This window comes from Acinetobacter sp. AOR34_HL (assembly GCF_027854795.1).
In the GTDB taxonomy this organism is placed as follows: Bacteria; Pseudomonadota; Gammaproteobacteria; order Pseudomonadales; family Moraxellaceae; genus Acinetobacter; species Acinetobacter junii.
The window spans coordinates 1-19706 of the sequence record NZ_JAKTID010000041.1; the positions used below are offsets into that span (position 1 = coordinate 1).

Annotated in this window: 19 protein-coding genes; 7 read left to right on the forward strand and 12 right to left on the reverse strand. The window is 39.0% G+C overall.

Going from position 1 to position 19706, the window contains the following annotated elements; all coding sequences use genetic code 11:
• Positions 1 to 35: 35 nt before the first annotated feature.
• Positions 36 to 782, reverse strand: coding sequence for an IS5 family transposase (locus MKL32_RS06570; protein WP_004912080.1), 747 nt, complete (start codon positions 780 to 782; stop codon positions 36 to 38).
• A gap of 199 nt (positions 783 to 981) precedes the next feature.
• Here MKL32_RS06570 and MKL32_RS06575 point away from each other — a divergent pair, with 199 nt between their 5' ends.
• The gene (locus tag MKL32_RS06575; protein ID WP_004958802.1) at positions 982 to 1389 is read left to right on the forward strand and encodes a hypothetical protein; all 408 of its coding nucleotides are present in this window, start codon (positions 982 to 984) and stop codon (positions 1387 to 1389) included.
• Between the two features lie 61 nt (positions 1390 to 1450).
• Here MKL32_RS06575 and leuB read toward each other — a convergent pair whose 3' ends face one another.
• The 4 genes from leuB to leuC form a co-directional block, all read right to left on the reverse strand.
• A complete protein-coding gene (leuB, locus tag MKL32_RS06580) occupies positions 1451 to 2530 on the reverse strand; it encodes a 3-isopropylmalate dehydrogenase (RefSeq protein WP_004916609.1) in 1080 nt (359 codons plus the stop codon).
• Between the two features lie 45 nt (positions 2531 to 2575).
• The gene (locus MKL32_RS06585; protein WP_005403619.1) at positions 2576 to 3151 is read right to left on the reverse strand and encodes a hypothetical protein; all 576 of its coding nucleotides are present in this window, start codon (positions 3149 to 3151) and stop codon (positions 2576 to 2578) included.
• Between the two features lie 147 nt (positions 3152 to 3298).
• A complete protein-coding gene (gene leuD, locus MKL32_RS06590) occupies positions 3299 to 3949 on the reverse strand; it encodes a 3-isopropylmalate dehydratase small subunit (RefSeq protein WP_004958794.1) in 651 nt (216 codons plus the stop codon).
• A 12-nt stretch (positions 3950 to 3961) separates the two neighbouring features.
• Positions 3962 to 5380, reverse strand: coding sequence for a 3-isopropylmalate dehydratase large subunit (leuC, locus tag MKL32_RS06595; protein WP_112986876.1), 1419 nt, complete (start codon positions 5378 to 5380; stop codon positions 3962 to 3964).
• Positions 5381 to 5699: 319 nt separating this feature from the next.
• Here leuC and MKL32_RS06600 point away from each other — a divergent pair, with 319 nt between their 5' ends.
• Both MKL32_RS06600 and MKL32_RS06605 read left to right on the forward strand, forming a co-directional pair.
• A complete protein-coding gene (locus MKL32_RS06600; RefSeq protein ID WP_017397277.1) occupies positions 5700 to 5906 on the forward strand; it encodes a DUF2061 domain-containing protein in 207 nt (68 codons plus the stop codon).
• A 51-nt stretch (positions 5907 to 5957) separates the two neighbouring features.
• Entirely contained in the window at positions 5958 to 6821 is an 864-nt protein-coding gene (locus MKL32_RS06605; RefSeq protein ID WP_125318248.1) for a LysR family transcriptional regulator, read from the forward strand.
• Between the two features lie 2 nt (positions 6822 to 6823).
• Here MKL32_RS06605 and MKL32_RS06610 read toward each other — a convergent pair whose 3' ends face one another.
• From MKL32_RS06610 to MKL32_RS06625, 4 genes are all read right to left on the reverse strand, one after another.
• On the reverse strand, positions 6824 to 7579 hold the full coding sequence (locus MKL32_RS06610; RefSeq protein ID WP_270900322.1) for a hypothetical protein: 756 nt from the start codon (positions 7577 to 7579) through the stop codon (positions 6824 to 6826).
• 72 nt (positions 7580 to 7651) lie between these two features.
• Positions 7652 to 8398, reverse strand: a complete 747-nt coding sequence (locus tag MKL32_RS06615) for a sporulation protein (RefSeq protein WP_004916626.1) — start codon at positions 8396 to 8398, stop codon at positions 7652 to 7654.
• A gap of 53 nt (positions 8399 to 8451) precedes the next feature.
• Entirely contained in the window at positions 8452 to 9891 is a 1440-nt protein-coding gene (locus tag MKL32_RS06620; RefSeq protein ID WP_075696816.1) for a DUF2252 domain-containing protein, read from the reverse strand.
• A gap of 150 nt (positions 9892 to 10041) precedes the next feature.
• Positions 10042 to 10692, reverse strand: a complete 651-nt coding sequence (locus MKL32_RS06625; RefSeq protein ID WP_004957667.1) for an HAD family hydrolase — start codon at positions 10690 to 10692, stop codon at positions 10042 to 10044.
• Between the two features lie 183 nt (positions 10693 to 10875).
• Between MKL32_RS06625 and MKL32_RS06630 the strand changes: the two genes are divergently transcribed.
• The 3 genes from MKL32_RS06630 to MKL32_RS06640 all read left to right on the forward strand — a co-directional run bounded on the left by MKL32_RS06630 (position 10876) and on the right by MKL32_RS06640 (position 15714).
• A complete protein-coding gene (locus tag MKL32_RS06630) occupies positions 10876 to 11352 on the forward strand; it encodes an RNA pyrophosphohydrolase (RefSeq protein WP_151760265.1) in 477 nt (158 codons plus the stop codon).
• A gap of 92 nt (positions 11353 to 11444) precedes the next feature.
• On the forward strand, positions 11445 to 13739 hold the full coding sequence (gene ptsP / locus MKL32_RS06635; RefSeq protein ID WP_004916638.1) for a phosphoenolpyruvate--protein phosphotransferase: 2295 nt from the start codon (positions 11445 to 11447) through the stop codon (positions 13737 to 13739).
• Between the two features lie 454 nt (positions 13740 to 14193).
• Positions 14194 to 15714, forward strand: coding sequence for a catalase (locus MKL32_RS06640; RefSeq protein ID WP_004958775.1), 1521 nt, complete (start codon positions 14194 to 14196; stop codon positions 15712 to 15714).
• A 168-nt stretch (positions 15715 to 15882) separates the two neighbouring features.
• Here the strand turns inward: MKL32_RS06640 and MKL32_RS06645 are convergent, their stop codons facing one another.
• Positions 15883 to 16935 (reverse strand): MBL fold metallo-hydrolase, encoded by a 1053-nt coding sequence (locus tag MKL32_RS06645; RefSeq protein WP_270900323.1) that lies wholly within the window; start codon positions 16933 to 16935, stop codon positions 15883 to 15885.
• A 386-nt stretch (positions 16936 to 17321) separates the two neighbouring features.
• Here MKL32_RS06645 and MKL32_RS06650 point away from each other — a divergent pair, with 386 nt between their 5' ends.
• Positions 17322 to 18230 (forward strand): LysR substrate-binding domain-containing protein, encoded by a 909-nt coding sequence (locus MKL32_RS06650; RefSeq protein ID WP_270900324.1) that lies wholly within the window; start codon positions 17322 to 17324, stop codon positions 18228 to 18230.
• 44 nt (positions 18231 to 18274) lie between these two features.
• Here MKL32_RS06650 and MKL32_RS06655 read toward each other — a convergent pair whose 3' ends face one another.
• Together MKL32_RS06655 and MKL32_RS06660 are read right to left on the reverse strand one after the other, a co-directional pair.
• A complete protein-coding gene (locus tag MKL32_RS06655) occupies positions 18275 to 18886 on the reverse strand; it encodes a glutathione S-transferase family protein (RefSeq protein WP_270900325.1) in 612 nt (203 codons plus the stop codon).
• A gap of 51 nt (positions 18887 to 18937) precedes the next feature.
• Positions 18938 to 19636 carry a helix-turn-helix transcriptional regulator gene (locus tag MKL32_RS06660; protein ID WP_270900326.1) on the reverse strand — a complete coding sequence of 233 codons (699 nt, stop codon included), beginning with the start codon at positions 19634 to 19636 and terminating at the stop codon, positions 18938 to 18940.
• Between the last annotated feature and the right edge of the window lie 70 nt (positions 19637 to 19706).

Below are 19706 nucleotides of genomic sequence, written 5' to 3' on the forward strand. Positions count from 1 at the left end.
TAGGGTCTGTTGACATTTACTGTTCATAATTAAACCTATAAAGGTAGCCATAAAAATATACAGGCTAAGGCAACAGCACTTTGATAATTTCTTTTGAGCTTGTCATATCGAGTAGCTATCCCTCTAAATTGTTTTAATCTACAAAACATATTTTCAACTAAATGCCTGATTTTATATAAATACCAGTCCATATGATCATTGTTCGATTGGCTATTTATTTTCTTTGGTATATTCGCTTTTGTTCCTGTTTTTCTGATCTGCTCACGCAGTGGTTCTGAATCATAGCCTTTATCTGCGCATACCACTTCTGTCTCTTTTAAATCTAATGTTGCTATTAAATCAGGTGCAACTTTGATGTCATGTGTAGTGCCATCGGTAATCATGAAATCAATAGGATTGCCATGTGAATCAACAATCAAATGTATTTTTGAGGAGTTTCCTCCTACACTTTTAGAAATGGATTGATTCGCTATACCGGCAGAATGTTGATGAGCACGTACGTGAGAGCCATCAATAAAAATCCACTCCATATCGGGGCATGATGCTAATAATTTGAATAATCTAAGCAACTTACCGCTGCTTGACCAACGATTAAAACGTTTGAAAATAGAGTTTGATTGACCGAAATAGGAAGGAATATCTCGCCACGGACAGCCTGTTCTAATTCTATAGAGAATAGCTTCAATAAAATTACGTAAATTTGAGTTGTGATGAATAGATAAATTACGCAAAATAGTTTTCAACTTTTGCCAGTGTTGATCTGTCAGCATGGTACGAGGCATAGCGAATAGTAAAATTGGGTTTGGCGATTTGATTTTACTACTTCGCTATTTTTTAAGCTAAAAGTGTCAACACACCCTAAGCATATTTCGCAAGAATTGAACATTGCCGATCGATAGACGAGTTTGTATATTTTTGTTTAATGGTTTTAAATAGATAGATGATCATTCATTTAAATACTTGCTCAATAAAGGATGACTTATGCAGTATTACAAGCTATGGATATTAGCAGTATTTATTTTATTACAAGCATGTACCACACCAAATTGGAGATCGGTACAGCTTCAAGATTATTTACAACCCTATATCGGTCAACCAGCAAGCAACATTCAACAAAACTTGAATCTTAGAGAGTTAGGTTTTCAAACATTGAAAGCACCTAAAAAAACCGATGAATATTTAATATTTACGGTGCTACGTCCAATCAACATTCCTGTACCTATAACACAAAGCATAGGTGGAATAGGACCAACTATGACTGGTACTCGATTAGGATCAATAACAACAAGTCAGCAATCTTATGATGTTAATTTTTACTGTCATATTATTTTTGAATTAGATCAACAACAAATTTCTCGTTCAATACGTTATGAAGGTAAAGCGTGCTAGCAAAAATTTGCAATAAAAAAACGTAGCCCAAGCTACGTTTTTTATTGAGTTCGATACCAAATTAGTTGAGCGCCGAAACTACAGCCTCACCCATCGCATCTGTTCCAACTTTTGTCATCCCTTCAGACATAATATCTGCTGTACGCAGACCTTGATCTAGAACTTGACCTACAGCATCTTCAATTGCTTTCGCAGCAGCTTCTTCACGGAATGTATAACGCAACATCATGGCAACTGAGAGCACTGTTGCAAGTGGATTCGCAACATTTTGACCTGCGATATCAGGTGCTGAACCATGACATGGTTCGTACATCCCTTTACCATTTTCATCTAAAGATGCTGATGGCAACATCCCGATCGAACCAGTAAGCATAGCGGCTTCGTCAGACAAGATATCACCGAATAAATTACCAGTCACAATAACATCAAACTGTTTAGGAGCACGTACCAATTGCATTGCAGCATTATCAACATACATATGAGACAGTTGAATATTTGAATACTGCGCTTGCTGTAAATCAGTGACGGTTTGCTTCCACAATTCAGTGACTTCTAGCACATTAGCTTTATCTACTGAACAAACTTTACCACCACGTAATCCAGCTAATTCGAATGCAACTTTAGCAATACGCTTAATTTCACTTTCTGAATAAACATCGGTGTTATAACCTTGTTTCTCACCGTTTTCTAACTCACGGATACCACGAGGCTGACCAAAATAAATACCACCCGTTAATTCACGTACAATCAGAATATCTAAACCTGCAACGATTTCTGGTTTCAAGCTAGATGCATCTGCCAATTGTGGATACAAAATCGCTGGACGCAAGTTAGCAAATAAATTGAGTTCACTACGGATTTTTAACAAACCACGTTCAGGACGAATCGAACGCTCAATGCTATCCCACTTAGGACCGCCTACAGCACCCAACAAAATAGCATCTGCTTTTTTAGCCTGTTCACTTGTTACAGCTGGATATGGTTCACCATGTGCATCAATTGCAGAACCACCGAGCAATCCATGTTCCCATGTTAAACCTAAGTTAAATTTATCATTGACCTTAGTTAATACTTTTTCAGCTGCACCAACGATTTCAGGACCAATTCCATCACCCGCTAGAATTAAAATATGCTTAGACATCTATTTTTCCAGTTTCATGTAAGCAGTTACGACACTGCACGTCGATTAAATTTTCTTTTCTACAAACTCACCCAATCCCGTACTGACATCAAATGGACGACAGAAACGGCGGATTGTTCGTTGCTCTTGTAGTAAATCCACACATAAAGGTTCAGGCACAGAAACTTTTAACAAGCTACCTGACTGATGTACTCTATCTCGGTACATTTTGAAGGTATAGCGCTGGTTAGACTTAAACGCATGAATCACATGAAAGGTTTCGGCACGGTCTGGTGAAATAGGATAATAACGAATCACTACTTCATATTGTTTAGCAGGCACGCTGAGATAAACTTGTTGCTTCCGACTAAACACTGGACCATGTAACCGAACGATTCCTTTTTCCATTGCTTGTGAGCTAATACGACGTGATTTGGGATCCATCACGACAATATCACCTAGTCGTTCAAACTCACAGTTATCAACACCTGAACAATATAAAGTTGCATTTTCCGCTTTGTCTTCTAGTGCATTTTGCGCAATACGAACTTGATCAACTACATTTGGTGCATTCTGACACGCAGTTAAAGTCGTACCGACAAATAAACACAGCAAACTACTGCGAGCGAATTTTCTTTTCATTATTCAAGCCCAGTCCTCATTTCATGCAAACATGCAAGCAAATTGTATTCGCTTGCATGTTAACAAGAGTTCAATCACCGCGCTATGGTTATGTTCAAAATGTCTCCAAGACATCGCTTCATATTTACATTTAAATAATATAAATAGCTAAGCTTGGATCTCTTGAAACACCCATGGGCGTTGTTGTTTTGCCTTTTCTTCGTAACGACGAATATCATCGGCAGCTTGTAATGTTAAGCCAATATCATCCAAACCATTTAATAAGCAGTGCTTACGGAATGGATCAATTTCAAACTTAAACGCCTCTCCATTCGGAGTACGTACTTCTTGTGCAGCTAAATCAATTGTAAGTTGATAAGCTTCTGTTTCAGCGCACTCTTTAAATAACTGATCAACAATCTCTTCAGACAAGATCACCGGCAACATGCCATTTTTGAAACAATTATTGAAGAAAATATCTGCAAAACTTGGTGCAATTACAGTACGGAAACCATATTCATTTAATGCCCAAGGCGCGTGTTCACGGCTAGAACCACAACCGAAATTAGTACGAGCCAATAGAATTGTTGAACCTTGATAGCGCGGTTTATTTAAAACAAAATCTGGATTCTTAGGACGTTTACTAATGTCCTGCCCCAAATAACCTTCGTCCAAATAACGCAACTCATCAAATAAGTTATCGCCAAAACCTGTGCGCTTAATTGACTTCAAAAACTGTTTTGGAATAATCAAATCCGTATCGACATTGGCACGATCTAAAGGTGCAACAATACCTTGTTCTACAGTGTATTTTTCCATGATTTAGCTCCTTTAGAATGAACGAACATCAACAAAATGACCTGCAATTGCTGCCGCTGCTGCCATTGCTGGACTAACCAAATGAGTACGTCCACCATTACCTTGACGACCTTCAAAATTACGATTTGAAGTCGATGCACAATGCTCACCTGGTTGCAATTTATCAGCATTCATCGCTAAACACATTGAGCAACCTGGTTCACGCCATTCAAAACCTGCTTCCAAGAAAATCTGATCTAAACCTTCTTGTTCTGCTTGTTGTTTGACTAAGCCAGATCCTGGAACAATCATCGCCTGTTTAATGCTAGCAGCAACTTTACGACCTTTGACAACTTCAGCAGCCGCACGAATATCTTCGATACGTGAGTTTGTACAAGAACCAATAAACACTCGATCTAATTGGATATCTGCCAATGCTTGACCTGCATTTAAGCCCATATATTGATATGCACGTGTCCAATCATTACGTTGCACGTCATCTTTAGCTTGCTCTAAAGTCGGTACTGCTTGTGATACAGGAATCACCATTTCTGGTGAAGTTCCCCAAGACACTTGTGGTTCAATTTCTGCACCGTTTAACTCAACAACAGCATCGAACACAGCATCTGTATCAGAATGCAAAGTATTCCAGTAGGCAACTGCTTGATCCCATTGCTCTGCTTGAGGTGCGTAGTTACGACCTTTTACATATTCAATGGTTTTATCATCTACAGCAACCATACCCACGCGTGCGCCAGCCTCGATCGCCATATTACAAACAGTCATACGACCTTCAATCGACATATCACGGAATACTTGACCGCCAAATTCGATTGCGTAACCTGTGCCACCCGCTGTACCGATTTTACCAATAATCGCTAAAACCACGTCTTTTGGAGTGACACCTTTACCTAATACACCATCGACACGAACAAGCATATTCTTCGATTTTTTCTGTACCAAGCATTGAGTCGCTAAAACATGCTCAACTTCAGATGTTCCGATACCATGTGCTAAACAACCGAATGCACCATGCGTAGCCGTGTGAGAATCACCACACACAACAGTCATACCAGGTAATGTTAAACCTTGTTCTGGACCAACAACATGTGCGATACCTTGACGGATATCATTAATACCAAATTCAACGATATTAAAGGTCTTACAGTTATCATCTAAGGTTTGAACTTGGATACGAGAAGTATCATCTTCAATCCCTGCAATGCCTTGTTCACGCTCTTTTTTAGAGGTCGGTACATTGTGGTCAGGTGTTGCGACATTAGCACTTAAACGCCATGGTTGACGTCCTGCAAGCTGTAAACCTTCAAATGCTTGTGGACTAGTCACTTCATGTAATAAATGACGATCAATGTAAATTAAACACGATCCATCATCACGCTCAGTGACTAAATGATCATCCCATAATTTGTCATATAATGTTTTGCCTGCCATGTCTTCGCTCTCCGTAGTGCTTGCCATAGGACTGGGTATTTGTAATCTTAGCTTGATTATAACAACCGTTTCACATAAATCTAATTTATCATTTTTATAAATTAACAAACTTTTAGGAATAAAAAACTCTTTCAAATGATTCAGGATTTCAAATGATATATAAGCTTGAATTATATAAAAAACTAGAAACTAGCACTCAGATGAAGACTTATCGTTGATTCATTTATAAATCCAATCATCATCAATTGAAATTTCTTTTTTACAATACAAGTGATAATGATTATTATTTAAATAATTAAGATTTAAAATGGTGACTCAGATGGCAAATATTCAAAAATTCGTGATAAATAACCAACGAACTTTAAAAAAAACCTTGAGTTACTACATCATGCACATCACTGTTGCTATGATGGTGGCATATCTAGTGACAGGCAATTTGATCATGGCAGCAACGCTCAGTTTGCTTGAGCCAACAGTGCAAGCCTTTGCATTTTTCTTCCATGAAAAAGTATGGAGTCGTTTCTAGAACCTATCCGTTGCAGATACAACGAATTTAAACGCCTTATGGAAAGCCAATATGAATCTTGCTGCTTTTGAAGCATTTGTGAAAGTGATGGAAACAGGTTCTATTTCAATCGCTGCAGAATTATTATTTATCACTCAACCTGCAGTCACTAAACGTATTCATAGTTTAGAAGATTATTTTGGCGTAAAATTATTTGAGTCAGCAGGTCGTGGTATTCAACCAACACATGCTGCACATTCATTACTTCCAAAAGTAAAAACATGGTTAAATGAATTAGGTGAGATTCACCACACACTTAGCCATGAACAGACTCAGGTGCAAGGTCGCCTTAAAATTGGCACTAGCCATCATATTGGTCTACATCATCTCGCTGAACCACTTAAGAAATTTGTTCAACTTTTTCCTCAAGTCACTTTGGATGTGCATTTTGTCGACTCTGAACAAGCACATGAACAAGTCCTTGCAGGAGAGTTAGAACTTGCCTTTTTAACGTTACCCCCAGCAGGTGATGATCGACTCAGCTACGTGACTATTTGGAATGACCCCTTAGTATTTGTGAGCGCACCTTTTCATCCTTTGGCAAAACAAACTCAACTTAATCTTGAAGATTTGATCGCCTATCCTAGTCTTTTGCCTGCGGCACAAACTTATACGAGTCAAATTACGTTAACAGAGTTTGAAAAAAATGGTCTAAAACCTAAAATAACCATGAGTAACAATCCTTTAGAATCTATCAGGATGCTTGTTTCAATAGGTTTGGGTTGGTCGGTTTTGCCTAAAACATTTCTAAACGAAGATTTAAAACAACTCGATTTAAATTTAAAAATGAATCGTCAACTCGGTATGGTTTGGCATCCTGCACGGATTCAATCTAGAGCTGCTGAAGAGCTGATTCAACTGATGAAAAACGATTAAATTTAATCCCCACCACAACTGCTACAACTACTTCCACAACTCGATGATGAGGACGACTGTTCTTGCAAGTATTTTGCATAATCTTTAGTCATTTTATCCAAATCAAAGTGTTGTCCATGCTCCCAATTCAAAGCTTGGTCAATTGCAAATAATCGTGGCATTTGCGTCGTGTTTCTAGGATTATATCCATGCAACATACAACTATATTTCCATGCTTCAAATAATTGCTTCGCTTGTTGCTCTGGTCGAGTCTCATCACCATAAGGATGATGATTCAACTCTCGGTCAATAGTCTGAATGCATAATTTTCTGTATTGATCAGCATATTCCAACATCTCATGCCATAAGGAATCGACTGCGTTTGAAGGCATTGCATATGCTTGCTGTTGAATTGCATGCAGGGCTAGATAATCTTTAAATCCTGCCTCTATCAGACGACGTTGCTTTAAACTAATATGCGGATAGCGTTGTTGTAACGATCGCATAAAAACAGGGTCAAGTTTTATCTCTTGAATCTTTTGTAGTTTTTGTCTTCTGCTTCGAATGATCAGTAAATGGTTAAAGACCAGCAGCATCCATATACTCGGCAAAATCACCCAAGCTGTAAACAGATGTTGTTGCCAACTAAACATCAGTAGAACAATCAAGATGGGCAATATAATCCATCGTATTTTTAAGTGTTGTTGTTGTCGATCTAGTTTCAGTAACGCTTCAAGCTTAGGGGAAGTATTTTCTTCCTGATTTATTTTTATTTTCATAGTTTTATCTTAAGAAGAAAAGATGACAGTTATATGACAAAAAACCTCCCAAATGGGAGGCTTTTAACTTGATTATGCAATCTGTAATAAACGGCGAATTTGCTGTGTGATTTGATTCACATCAAGGTTTTGATTTGAAATCGTCATCGTCAATAATTGATCTGAACGGAATGTACGATCAATTTCTAACATGATATGGGTTTGCTGTGCTTCAGCGACGAATGAAACTTCTACCTCATTAAAGCCACTAAACATATGTGAGGATACAAACTCTAACTCCTGATAGCAGCCAATTGTCGATCTAAAGTTTCGAGCTGTAAGCTGTCCTTTTTCGACATCAACAGTAGATAAAACAAAACCACACTGTTGCATCGCTTGTAAAAAGCTTTGCATTGCTGCTGTTGGTACTACTTTTAGATAATCACGATCAGTGGCATCTAAGCCCCAATCAACATCCATATGAGTCTGAATCCAAACTCGCGCACCATTTCTACGACACGCAACTTCTGTAATTGGTGTTTCAAAAGGCAATTGGATACTAAATGGGAAAGAATGAGCCTGATGTGCAGGTAATAAGAATCTCGAATTCACTAACCATTCTTGTAAAACCAAAGGTTGATTAAACTCATGATCACCAGATTCTACTTCTGCCATCGTCATCAATTGTAAATAAAGACCATTAATTTCTTTATCAGAAGATCCCCCTTTGAAACTAATTTCCCCATGCAGTGTCTCACCTGCTTGCAAGTTTGGATTCTGTAAACGTGTTTCTACAGTCACGCCTTGAAGACCCAAACCAGACATAATTTTATTAAACATTTTTCTCTAACCTTTCGAATTATTTCATATCATCTGTAGCAGCATACTTATTGTTACAGCGCATCATCTCCAGCGAGCTGAATCTTACCATCAGCAACTTCATTCATAAATTGCTGATAGTCATTTAGATTGCGTTCTGCATAAGCTTCTGCATACGATTGCAATACCTCTACGATCGCACCACCCTCACCGAGATATCCCATCAATACGTCAGCATTTCCAGCCTTAGCGTGAGCATGAGCTAAAGCCAAACCACAACTTTCAGCATATTCATAAAAATATTCATCATCCATATCACTCAGATCAACTGAAATTTTCATATCGCGTAATTGGCGTACATGGAAATGTTGATCAAGTGTTGAAGAGAAACCTAGGAAAATATCACTAGCGGCTTGCATGAGTTGCTGACCATGCACTACACGCTCACCCTCATGTATCACTTTGTCCAAAAATAACGGACTAAGAATAGAAGGATTGGCTTCTTTCATTTGTAAAATTAATGGTTCACGATCCGCATCCTGGAATAATGCGATGGCTGATCGTGTCCCCACACTTCCGACTCCGACTACCTTCAACGCTACATCAGTGCGTTGATAACGATCAAAGAGCACTTGGCGATCATATTTCAAAGATTCACGATATTGTTTGAAGAAGATATCTACATCTTTGCTAAATGGTTCATCTGAGTTTGGATGCCATAATAATGGTGCATCATCCACGAAATGGCGGAATCCTGTATCTTCATCTTTTTGCGTGAGCTTAGGCAAAACAGAATACGCATTTCTTTTTTGTGCAGAATCAAGATGCTTCGCAAGCTTCTTTCTTAGCTTTCGACATTCAGTATTTTCTAACAAGGTACTGGCATCAACTTTTTCGTACCACACTTGTAATGGTGAAAGTTCCGTATTTTCTAGTAGATGCTGACGGTAGCTGTTCAGCATTGTTTTAATTGCTTTTAATCCTACTTTATCTGCTAGATCAATATCACGTGCAGCAATCACAAAGCTAGTGGCTAAACGTTTTAAATCCCATTCAAATGGCGCAACCAAAGTCTCATCAAAATCATTAATACCAAACAATAGGTTACGTTCTGGACTAGCAAAGCCACCAAAATTACTCAAATGACAATCGCCACAAATCTGTTGGAATAGACCAGAGTTCGACTGCTCCCAAGCTTGATCAAATAGCATCAAGGAAGGCATACCACGATAAAAGGTAAATGGTGAAACGCTCATACGTTTTGCACGAATTGGTTTAAGCAATTCTAAACGTCCTTGATTGCTCCAATCATAAATCGTGAGTGCTGTTGTTCCCTTTGGGCGTTCAGATAATTGTGATAGTTGTTCGCGTGGAATTTTTTTCCGTTGAGCTTTACCTAATTTAAAGCCTTCGCTTTTATTGAGTAATTTTCCCTGATAACTATGACGTGTCAAATCAATCGTTTCATCATTCCAAAGTTGTTTTGGTAACTTAATTTGTGGTGTTTTTGGCATTATCCCCTCATCATTTTTTAAGTAAAATTTTATATTCTTATAATCTTGATACCAGCTTAATTCAATGTTTTTATTCAATATCGTCTTTATCAAAAATAAAAAAATAGACGTCATTACAACGTCTATTTTTAAACAACTAAATTCAGAAACTTAAATCGACCAGTCTTGAATGTCCCAATCCTGTTCTTTTGCCAATTTTTCTAAGCGGTCATCAGGATTTACCGCAATTGCATGAGTTGCATACTCAAGTAAGAACCGATCATTAATCGAATCAGAATACGCCCATGACTCAGCTACTGTTCGCCCAGCCAACCACTGATCCAAACGTGCAAGCTTGCCTTTTTGATAACAAGGAATTCCAGTCACTTTACCAGTATATTTCCCGTCTACAACCTCAGCATTTGTCGCAATAATTTCAGTAATACCAAATTCACGAAAAATCGGTGCAGTAATAAAATCACTTGTCGCAGTTATCCCGACAATCGCATGTCCTAAATCTTGATGTTTTTTGATTGCATCAAAACCTTTAGGGCGCATTTTAGGACGAATAACTTTCTGCATAAACAACTGATGTAACTCAGTTAAATAAGTATTGTCATGCTGAGTTAAAAATTGGAATACAAATTCATTGTAGGCAATCGGATCAAGTTGCCCAGCTTTATAATCTTCATAGAATTTGTCATTCATTTGACGATGATGAACTGGATCTACCAAACCTTCATTGACCAAAAATTCACCCCAAGAATGGTCAGAGTCAGTATTTAACAGGGTATGATCTAAATCAAACAAAGCCAATTGCATAGAATTTCTCGTTTAAACTGAAAATTAAGAAAAAAAATGTAAATCTATCTCCGCTAGTCGATAGAAATTCGTTAAGATCATAGCAATTTTAAACATTTTACTTTGACCTTTTTCGAGTTGGACGTGAAGAGTGACTGTCCCCGAGATCAAAGTCAACGATATAGACAAAATTTAGGTAGCCAAATGATCGACTCAGAAGGTTTCCGACCCAACGTCGGGATCATTTTGGCAAACGATGACGGACAAGTCTTATGGGCAAAGCGCATTGGTCACAATGCTTGGCAATTTCCACAAGGAGGTATCCAGTTTGGAGAAACCCCTGAACAGGCACTTTATCGTGAACTGAGAGAAGAAGTCGGCTTATTGCCCGAACACGTCCAGATTATAGCGCAAACTAAAGGTTGGCTGCGTTATCGTTTGCCACATCGGTACATTCGGTCAGATTCAGATCCCGTATGTATTGGACAAAAACAAAAGTGGTTTTTACTGAAGTTAACGGCATCGCCGCATCATATTCAGTTAAACCTATCCGACCCACCCGAATTTGATGAATGGCAATGGGTGAGTTATTGGTATCCATTAAGTCAAGTGGTGAATTTCAAACGTGATGTTTACCGTAAAGCCATGATGGAGTTGTGTTTGCAACTACCTCAACGCTAAACATCAATAAATCATCACTTTAAGCAATGATTTTTGACTAGAGAGCTGTTATAACTAGGTTCATAACGATTTATAAATTGGAGTAAACATCCATGTCAAACATGCAACTCGACACGCTTAGACGCATTGTGCAAGAAATCAATGCGTCCGTCAGTTTGCATGACTCCTTGGACATTATGGTCAACCATGTGGCTGAGGCGATGCATGTAGATGTTTGCTCGATTTACCTATTGGATGAACGTAATAAACGCTATGTGTTGATGGCTTCAAAAGGTCTTAAACCTGAAGCAGTTGGACATGTCTCATTAAATATTGGTGAGGGTCTGGTCGGCTTAGTTGGACAACGCGAAGAAATCGTTAACCTTGACAATGCTCCCAAGCATGACCGATTTGCTTATTTACCTGAAACAGGTGAAGAGCTATTTAACTCATTCCTTGGCGTACCAGTCATGTATCGCCGTAAGGTTATGGGCGTTTTAGTTGTTCAAAATAAAGAACCACAAGACTTTAGTGAAGCAGCTGAATCATTCCTCGTGACGCTTTGTGCTCAGCTTTCTGGCGTAATTGCACATGCACATGCCGTTGGTAATATTGATGTTTTCCGTAAGCCTACTAGTGGCTCAACATACAAAACGTTCCAAGGTGTTTCAGGTGCAGGCGGTGTCGCGCTAGGACGTGCAATTGTACTCTACCCTCCTGCTGATCTTACGGTAATTCCAGATCGAGAAGCAGAAGATATTAGTGAGGAGCTTGAACTTCTTGATCAAGCGATTGCCTCTGTACGTAAGGAAATTCAATCCTTAGATGAAAAAATGCAAGACTCACTCATGTCTGAAGAACGTGCTTTATTTAGTGTGTTCTTGAGAATGTTGGATGAAAATGCATTACCAAGTGAAATTAAAGACCACATTCGAGCAGGAAGTTGGGCACAAGGTGCTGTCCGTAAAGTTATTGATAAACATATTGCGTTGTTTGCGCAAATGGAAGATGACTATCTGCGTGAACGTGTTTCAGATTTAAAAGACTTAGGTCGTCGAATTTTGGCATGTTTGCAAGAAGCCGATTCGAGTCATCGAGAGCTGAGCCCTGATAGCATCCTGATTGGTGAAGAAATAAGTACGGCTGCTCTGGTTGAATTACCTGTTGATAATATTGCGGCAATCGTTACTTCTGAAGGTGCTGCCAATTCACATATGGTGATCGTGGCTCGTGCGCTAGGCATTCCAACAGTTGTTGGTGTCACTGAGTTACCAATCACCACACTTGATGACATTGAAATGATCGTCGATGCTTATCAAGGTCGAGTCTTCGTTAATCCGCCACGTCGATTGCGCCAACGATATAAAGAAGTCCAAAAAGAAGAAGAACAAATTGCGAAAGACTTAAAGCAATATGAAACCAAGGATGCAATTACCCCTGATGGTGTATCAATTCCTCTATTCGTCAACACAGGTTTGATGATTGATGTTGTCCGTGGTGTGCAACGTGGTGCAAAAGGTGTCGGACTATACCGTAGTGAAATTCCTTTTATGCTTCGTGAGCGCTTTCCAGGTGAAGAAGAACAACGCGCTATCTATCGTCAACAGCTAAGCCACTTTGCAAATAAGCCAGTGATTATGCGTACCCTCGATATTGGTGCCGATAAAGACTTACCTTATTTCAGTATCGAGGAAGAAAACTCGGCTTTAGGTTGGCGTGGTTTGCGTTTTACCTTAGACCATCCAGAAATTTTCTCTGCACAGATTCGCGCGATGTTAAAAGCGAGTATTGGTCTAAATAACTTACATATTTTATTGCCGATGGTGACAAGCGTCAGTGAAGTTGAGGAAGTTCTTTATTTATTGGAACGTGATTGGATTGCGGTTCAAGAAGAAGAACAAGTTAAAATCACTCGACCAAAAATCGGAATTATGGTCGAAGTACCTAGTGTCCTCTTTCAAATCAGTGAGTTTGCCGAGCTAGTTGATTTCTTCTCTGTCGGTTCTAACGATTTGACCCAGTACTTACTTGCAGTCGATCGAAACAACCCTCATGTTGCAAACGTTTATTCGCATTTTCATCCATCAGTTTTGCGTGCATTAAGTCGTTTAGTTGAAGACTGCCACATCCATCAAAAACCCGTCAGTGTGTGCGGCGAAATGGCAGGTGATCCTTTATCTGCGATTTTATTGATGGCGATGGGCTTTAATACGCTTTCAATGAGTTCAAGCAACATCCTGCGGGTGAGAAAGGCAATTTGCCATGTCCCAATGGCAGATGCAAAACAGCTGCTGGACAATGTCCTACAAATGAATAACCCATTAGTCATTAAAAGCTGGCTTGAGCACTACTTTAAAACCCACGGCTTGGCCGATATGGTAAAATCCAATCGTTTGGTCAGTGCCTAGAAAATAACTAGGGCATCCTTTCAAGCATGCCTTTACATAACTGCAACAGGTGAAAAACCTCCTGTTTTTATATATGAGCATACAAGCTGAATTTGGGAGTTGATTATACAATTACCCTTAACGAACTATTCAATTCCCTTTAATTGGTTATTTTAATGGGACTTTTTCAAATTTTAACAATTTATTGCTCAACAATTCTCATTGCCACATTTAAGATTTAAACAGCTTCAATCGGATAAAGCATTTATGACATCAACTTTAATCCATTGGAAAAAAAACTTTCATCAATCTAGAGTAAAAATACAACGGATGTAAACCACATCATTACAAATCAATTTAGGCATCTTCATTTTTGATACCCATTTTGTAGCCGATACGGTTAAACATTCATATCTTTGAACGGTCAAACAGTTCAGATGACCCAGCTCACAGGTCATCTTGATGGAGATAGAACATGAGCCAAGACGATAAAAAATGTCCTTATAGCCACTTAACCACTGATTTTGGTGCACCCGTGGTGGATAATCAAAATAGTATGACAGCAGGTGCTCGGGGTCCTTTATTAGCCCAAGATTTATGGCTAAATGAAAAACTTGCCAACTTTGTCCGTGAAGTGATTCCTGAACGTCGTATGCACGCTAAAGGTTCTGGTGCATTCGGTACATTTACAGTTACCCATGATATTACTCAATATACTCGCGCTAAAATCTTTAGCGAAATCGGCAAAAAAACAGAAATGTTTGCTCGTTTTACCACGGTTGCAGGTGAACGTGGCGCAGCGGATGCTGAACGAGATATTCGTGGTTTTGCCTTAAAATTTTATACTGAAGAAGGTAACTGGGATATGGTAGGTAATAATACCCCTGTATTCTTCTTACGTGATCCACGCAAATTCCCAGATCTCAACAAAGCAGTAAAACGCGACCCAAAAACCAATCTACGTAGTGCTACCAATAATTGGGATTTCTGGACTTTATTGCCAGAAGCCCTGCATCAAGTCACGATTGTAATGTCAGATCGCGGTATCCCTGCTAGCTACCGACATATGCATGGTTTTAGTAGTCATACCTATAGCTTCATTAATGCAGCCAATGAACGTTTCTGGGTGAAATTCCACTTTAGAACGCAACAAGGAATTAAAAACCTAACTGATGCAGAAGCTGGTGAATTGGTGGGTCAAGACCGTGAAAGCCATCAACGTGATTTATTCGATGCCATCGAACGTCAAGACTATCCAAAATGGACGCTTTTCGTACAAATCATGCCAGAACAAGATGCTGAGAAAGTTCCATATCATCCATTCGATTTAACTAAAGTTTGGCCTCATGGCGACTATCCACTGATTGAAGTTGGTGAGTTTGAACTCAATCGCAACTCTGAAAACTTCTTCCTAGATGTTGAACAATCTGCTTTTGCACCAAGTAACTTAGTACCAGGTATTAGCGTTTCACCTGACCGTATGTTGCAAGCACGCCTATTTAACTATGCGGATGCGCAACGTTACCGTTTAGGCGTGAACTATCAACAAATTCCAGTGAATGCTGCTCGCTGCCCTGTTCACAGTAATCACCGTGATGGTCAAGGTCGCATTGATGCCAACTATGGTGGTTTACCACATTATGAACCTAACAGCTTCGGTCAATGGCAAGAACAGCCGCAATACAAAGAACCACCATTGAAAATCAATGGCGATGCAGACTTCTGGGATTATCGTGAAGATGATAATGACTACTTCAGTCAACCTCGTGCCTTGTTCGAGTTAATGACACCTGAACAGCAAGATGCCTTATTTGGCAATACAGCACGCGCGATGGGTGATGCGTTGGACTTTATCAAGTATCGTCATATCCGAAACTGCTATGCTTGCCACCCTGCTTATGGCGAAGGTGTTGCAAAAGCACTTGGTATGACTGTTGCTGATGCGCAAGCTGCCCGTGAAACTGACCCTGCTCGTCATTTACCAAGCTTTATTTAATTCCTGAGAACCTTCTAAAAAGCCATCTTCGGATGGCTTTTTAGATTAAATTAGGCGACAATTTAGTCAAGCCATGACATGAATAAGCGTTTAATCCTGTGATGATGAATGTTGGGCTTGTCAGCCTTTCCGTCATTGCCTTATGCTTTATCAGGACACTACAGCAAGCTAGGCCCGAATAAAGTGCCCTTCACGAATACAATAAAATGGATTGACTAATTTAGATGAAGATTTCATTGCTTGTTGTAACTCATGTTCAGGAGCATTGCGATCTTCATCAGTAAGTTGGAAAGTTCGAAAATGAATGGCCAATGAACGATGCGCATGCAAATCTAAATGCGCGTGAAAAGCATCTTGTGGATTCATATGCACATATCGCATTAACTTTCGTGGCTCATAAGCCCCTATTGGTAATAGCGCTACACGGGCATCGCCATAACGCTCATGAATCTTTTTAAAATGTGGGGAATATCCCGTATCACCAGCAAAGAAACAATGTCCTGTTTTTGCCAATAATGAAAAGCCACCCCATAAGGCCCGATTTTGATCACGCACGCCACGACCAGAGGCATGCTGTGCAGGTGTATAAGCAATTTTTAATTCATCATGAAACGGAATCTCTTGCCACCAATCCATCTCAATAACATGAAAGTGTTTAGGCAAATAATATCCATTACCAAGCCCAGTATAGATCGGCATCGTAAATTTTTGATGCAACCATTCTAAACTGGCTAAATCCATATGGTCATAATGGTTATGACTTAACAACACACCATGAATCCAAGGCAAGTGTTCCAAAGCAATACCTGCAGGGCAAACACGTTGCGGACCACGCCCCTGCTGAGGACTCACATACTCACACCAAACAGGATCCGTCAGGAAATTGTAACGACCGATTTGGATCAATACCGTTGCATGCCCTACGAACCAAATTTTCCAGTCATTTAAATCAGCATGTGGTCGATTCTGAGGCAACTCAAGCATCTGATTTCGTAGATTTTGCTCGTGATATCGATCAACGTTCCACGTATATGACTTCCGTGTTGCAAGCCATTTAAACAAACGTGTTCGATCAAATGGTGGATCACGTTTTTCAATATTATAAAAACGATCAAAACCACAATGGTCAGAAGCCTCATGAGGAAATGGTGGTTTCCCAAAAGTATGGCTCAAGCAAGATTGGGTCGGCAATTGGTAAGTTAATGTCGGCTTATCTTTCATGTACTTCTTCTATAGTGGAATTTAATCATCTCAAGCAGCGATGGTGATCTATTCATCAGATAAATAGTTTTCTACTTTAACGTTTTCCATCTCACGTGAATGTATCAATTTTGAGAAGTTTGAATGCATTTCAATTCATGCATTTTAGTCCTCGTAGAACCCATTTAGTTATGCTGATTTTCACCTAATGAGTCAACATAAATTTATATAAAGGTTCAATTTTTTATCATGATCAAATTAAGTCACAATTTTAGGTTTTTAATACATTTTTTCTATCTCAAAACTGAGCACATCGGTCATAAAAACAGCTATGATATAGTCTTACGCCAGTTTCACCCATTATCAATCTTTCTAAAACTAGAATAAGGCACACTTGGATTCGTCTTATGGAATTACGACATTTACGTTACTTCATCACCGTTGCCGAAGAGCTAAGTTTTAGTAAAGCAGCAATTAAGCTTCATACAGCACAGCCCTCTTTAAGTCAACAAATCAAAGACTTAGAGGATGATATTGGTGTTCAATTATTTCATAGAACCAAACGAAAAGTAGAATTGACAGATGAAGGTTACGTTTTTCTAGAGCAGGCACGTTTAACGATCACTCAAGCAGATAAAGCAGTGACAATGGCGCGACAAGTTGCTGCTGCAAAAGTTCAATGTCTTAGAATTGGATTCGTTCCTTCAGCAGAAATCCGTATTTTTCCTTATATTTTGCCACGTTTACGCGTGAAAATTCCAAAACTACAAATTTGTTCACTCAATCTAAAAGAAACTGACCAAATCACTGAATTAAAAAAAGGTGATTTAGACATTATTTTTATTAATCAAGATTTTCAAAATGATACTTTTGCCAGTCAGTTAGTTTTGAAAGAGCCTCTTGTATTTATGCTCCCGAAACAACATCCTTTTGCTAAATTTGAAGAAATTAAACTTGAGCAATTAAAAGAGTTAGAGTTAACCATCCTCTCTAATAAGCTGTCACAGCCTTTATCGAAAACGATTTTGCAATATATTGAATTTAATAAAATTCAGTTCAAAACCATCCATGAAACCAATCATATAGTAGATTGCATTCAAGCGGTAAACTCAGGTGTGAGCTGTGCAATTCTGCCATCCTATATGGAAGCCCTAGCGACTGATCAAGTCATTGTAAAACCCTTAGCCAAGCCATTGCCCAGTTTGGATGTATTTATGGCGTTTAATAAAAATCCCCCCAATCAAGCGACCGAACAATTTTTGGAAGAGATTCGACAAGTTTTTGCACTTGATCAATTTGCACTTTATGCAAGCTGAAAAAATAAAAAAAGCCGAGTTGTCGGCTTTTTTGATGTTTGGGCTTAAGCATTACTAAAGAATTCAGCAAACTTCTGATAACTTGGGCGCTGACTAACACTCTGTAAATATCGCTCAATCGTAGGATGCGACTGTACTTCACCCATTTTCAACTGCCAAAATAACATTGCTGCAACTAACACATCAGCAGCAGTGAATTGTTCTCCACATAAAAAAGGAGCTGCTTCATTCAATCCAACCACAAAAGCATGATAAGCATCTTGGTAGTCACCATAACCAATCGAAGATTTCTGCTCAGATGTAACCTCATTTATACCCAACATTCGATCTGTCGCTGCCGCTTCCCATGGTCCTGAGATAAAGAACAACCAACGATAATATAAACCTCGTTTTGGATCGTTGAGTGCAGGTGCTAGTCCTTTATCGATAAATTTATCAGCTAAATAAGCACATATTGCACCCAATTCATAAATAACAATGTCACCATCAACCAGAACAGGTACTTTACCAAAAGGATTCATCTGCAAATATTCTGGTGTTTTCATTTCAGTTTTAAATGCAACCTCAATACGCTCACATTCAATTCCGAGTTCTAGTAGTAGCCAATCCACGACCACACCGCGTGAAAAACTATTGGTATAAAGTTTAAGTGCCATTTTTGTATTTCCTTGTTTATTGGTTTTATTTAAATTTAATCGCTTTGATTGTCAGTTTTTGTCAGTAGTCGATTCACACACTTCTTGAACCCACCATTGTTGAAATAATTGCTGTTTGAATTGTGGATAATGAACTTGGGTCAAACTTAACTCACGTATTCTATCGATACGAAAGTGTCTAAATCCTTCGCGTAACTCACACCATGCTGCTAACACAATACGATCATTAAAATATCCTAAAGCAAAAGGCCAAAGCATTCTTGTACTTATTCGTTGTTGCTCATCTGCATAATCCACGAGGATTTTTACTTGTTGGCGAATCGCTAAACGCACTTGCTCAACGAGCATTTCATCGACAGGCAACCATGAATTAATCGACCTTAAGGTCGTCTGCTCTAGCAAATGCTGACAGTGCTGAGGTAAAACTGCATTCAGTTTAGCTAACACGGAGGTTGATGCCGCTTTCAGTGCTTGATCAGGAATGTCTTTTAACCAATTCAACGCAAGAAAAATTGCTTCAATTTCAGTTTCATTTAAAGTTATTGGCGGCAAAAGAAAATCTTCTTTTAGCTGAAATCCCAGTCCTGCCGAAGCATCAATACTGACGCCTTGCTCACGTAGTGTTTCAATATCTCGATATAAAGTGCGTTGGCTAACCTCAAGACGTTCGGCTAGCGCCTGTGCAGTAACAGGATAACGGTATTCTCTAAGCAGTTGTAATAAATGAAGTAAACGAATGGAACGACTCATACTTTCCCTATTTTTATTATTGAAGATAGGGATTGATCAATCCCTATCTATGTCGTCTCAAATGATTTTT

Coding starts and splice junctions, on each gene's coding strand:
- MKL32_RS06570 (WP_004912080.1), bottom strand. CDS start 782: ATGCCTCGTACCATGCTGACAGATCAACACTGGCAAAAGTTGAAAACT.
- MKL32_RS06575 (WP_004958802.1), top strand. CDS start 982: ATGCAGTATTACAAGCTATGGATATTAGCAGTATTTATTTTATTACAA.
- leuB (WP_004916609.1), bottom strand. CDS start 2,530: ATGTCTAAGCATATTTTAATTCTAGCGGGTGATGGAATTGGTCCTGAA.
- MKL32_RS06585 (WP_005403619.1), bottom strand. CDS start 3,151: ATGAAAAGAAAATTCGCTCGCAGTAGTTTGCTGTGTTTATTTGTCGGT.
- leuD (WP_004958794.1), bottom strand. CDS start 3,949: ATGGAAAAATACACTGTAGAACAAGGTATTGTTGCACCTTTAGATCGT.
- leuC (WP_112986876.1), bottom strand. CDS start 5,380: ATGGCAGGCAAAACATTATATGACAAATTATGGGATGATCATTTAGTC.
- MKL32_RS06600 (WP_017397277.1), top strand. CDS start 5,700: ATGGCAAATATTCAAAAATTCGTGATAAATAACCAACGAACTTTAAAA.
- MKL32_RS06605 (WP_125318248.1), top strand. CDS start 5,958: ATGAATCTTGCTGCTTTTGAAGCATTTGTGAAAGTGATGGAAACAGGT.
- MKL32_RS06610 (WP_270900322.1), bottom strand. CDS start 7,579: ATGAAAATAAAAATAAATCAGGAAGAAAATACTTCCCCTAAGCTTGAA.
- MKL32_RS06615 (WP_004916626.1), bottom strand. CDS start 8,398: ATGTTTAATAAAATTATGTCTGGTTTGGGTCTTCAAGGCGTGACTGTA.
- MKL32_RS06620 (WP_075696816.1), bottom strand. CDS start 9,891: ATGCCAAAAACACCACAAATTAAGTTACCAAAACAACTTTGGAATGAT.
- MKL32_RS06625 (WP_004957667.1), bottom strand. CDS start 10,692: ATGCAATTGGCTTTGTTTGATTTAGATCATACCCTGTTAAATACTGAC.
- MKL32_RS06630 (WP_151760265.1), top strand. CDS start 10,876: ATGATCGACTCAGAAGGTTTCCGACCCAACGTCGGGATCATTTTGGCA.
- ptsP (WP_004916638.1), top strand. CDS start 11,445: ATGTCAAACATGCAACTCGACACGCTTAGACGCATTGTGCAAGAAATC.
- MKL32_RS06640 (WP_004958775.1), top strand. CDS start 14,194: ATGAGCCAAGACGATAAAAAATGTCCTTATAGCCACTTAACCACTGAT.
- MKL32_RS06645 (WP_270900323.1), bottom strand. CDS start 16,935: ATGAAAGATAAGCCGACATTAACTTACCAATTGCCGACCCAATCTTGC.
- MKL32_RS06650 (WP_270900324.1), top strand. CDS start 17,322: ATGGAATTACGACATTTACGTTACTTCATCACCGTTGCCGAAGAGCTA.
- MKL32_RS06655 (WP_270900325.1), bottom strand. CDS start 18,886: ATGGCACTTAAACTTTATACCAATAGTTTTTCACGCGGTGTGGTCGTG.
- MKL32_RS06660 (WP_270900326.1), bottom strand. CDS start 19,636: ATGAGTCGTTCCATTCGTTTACTTCATTTATTACAACTGCTTAGAGAA.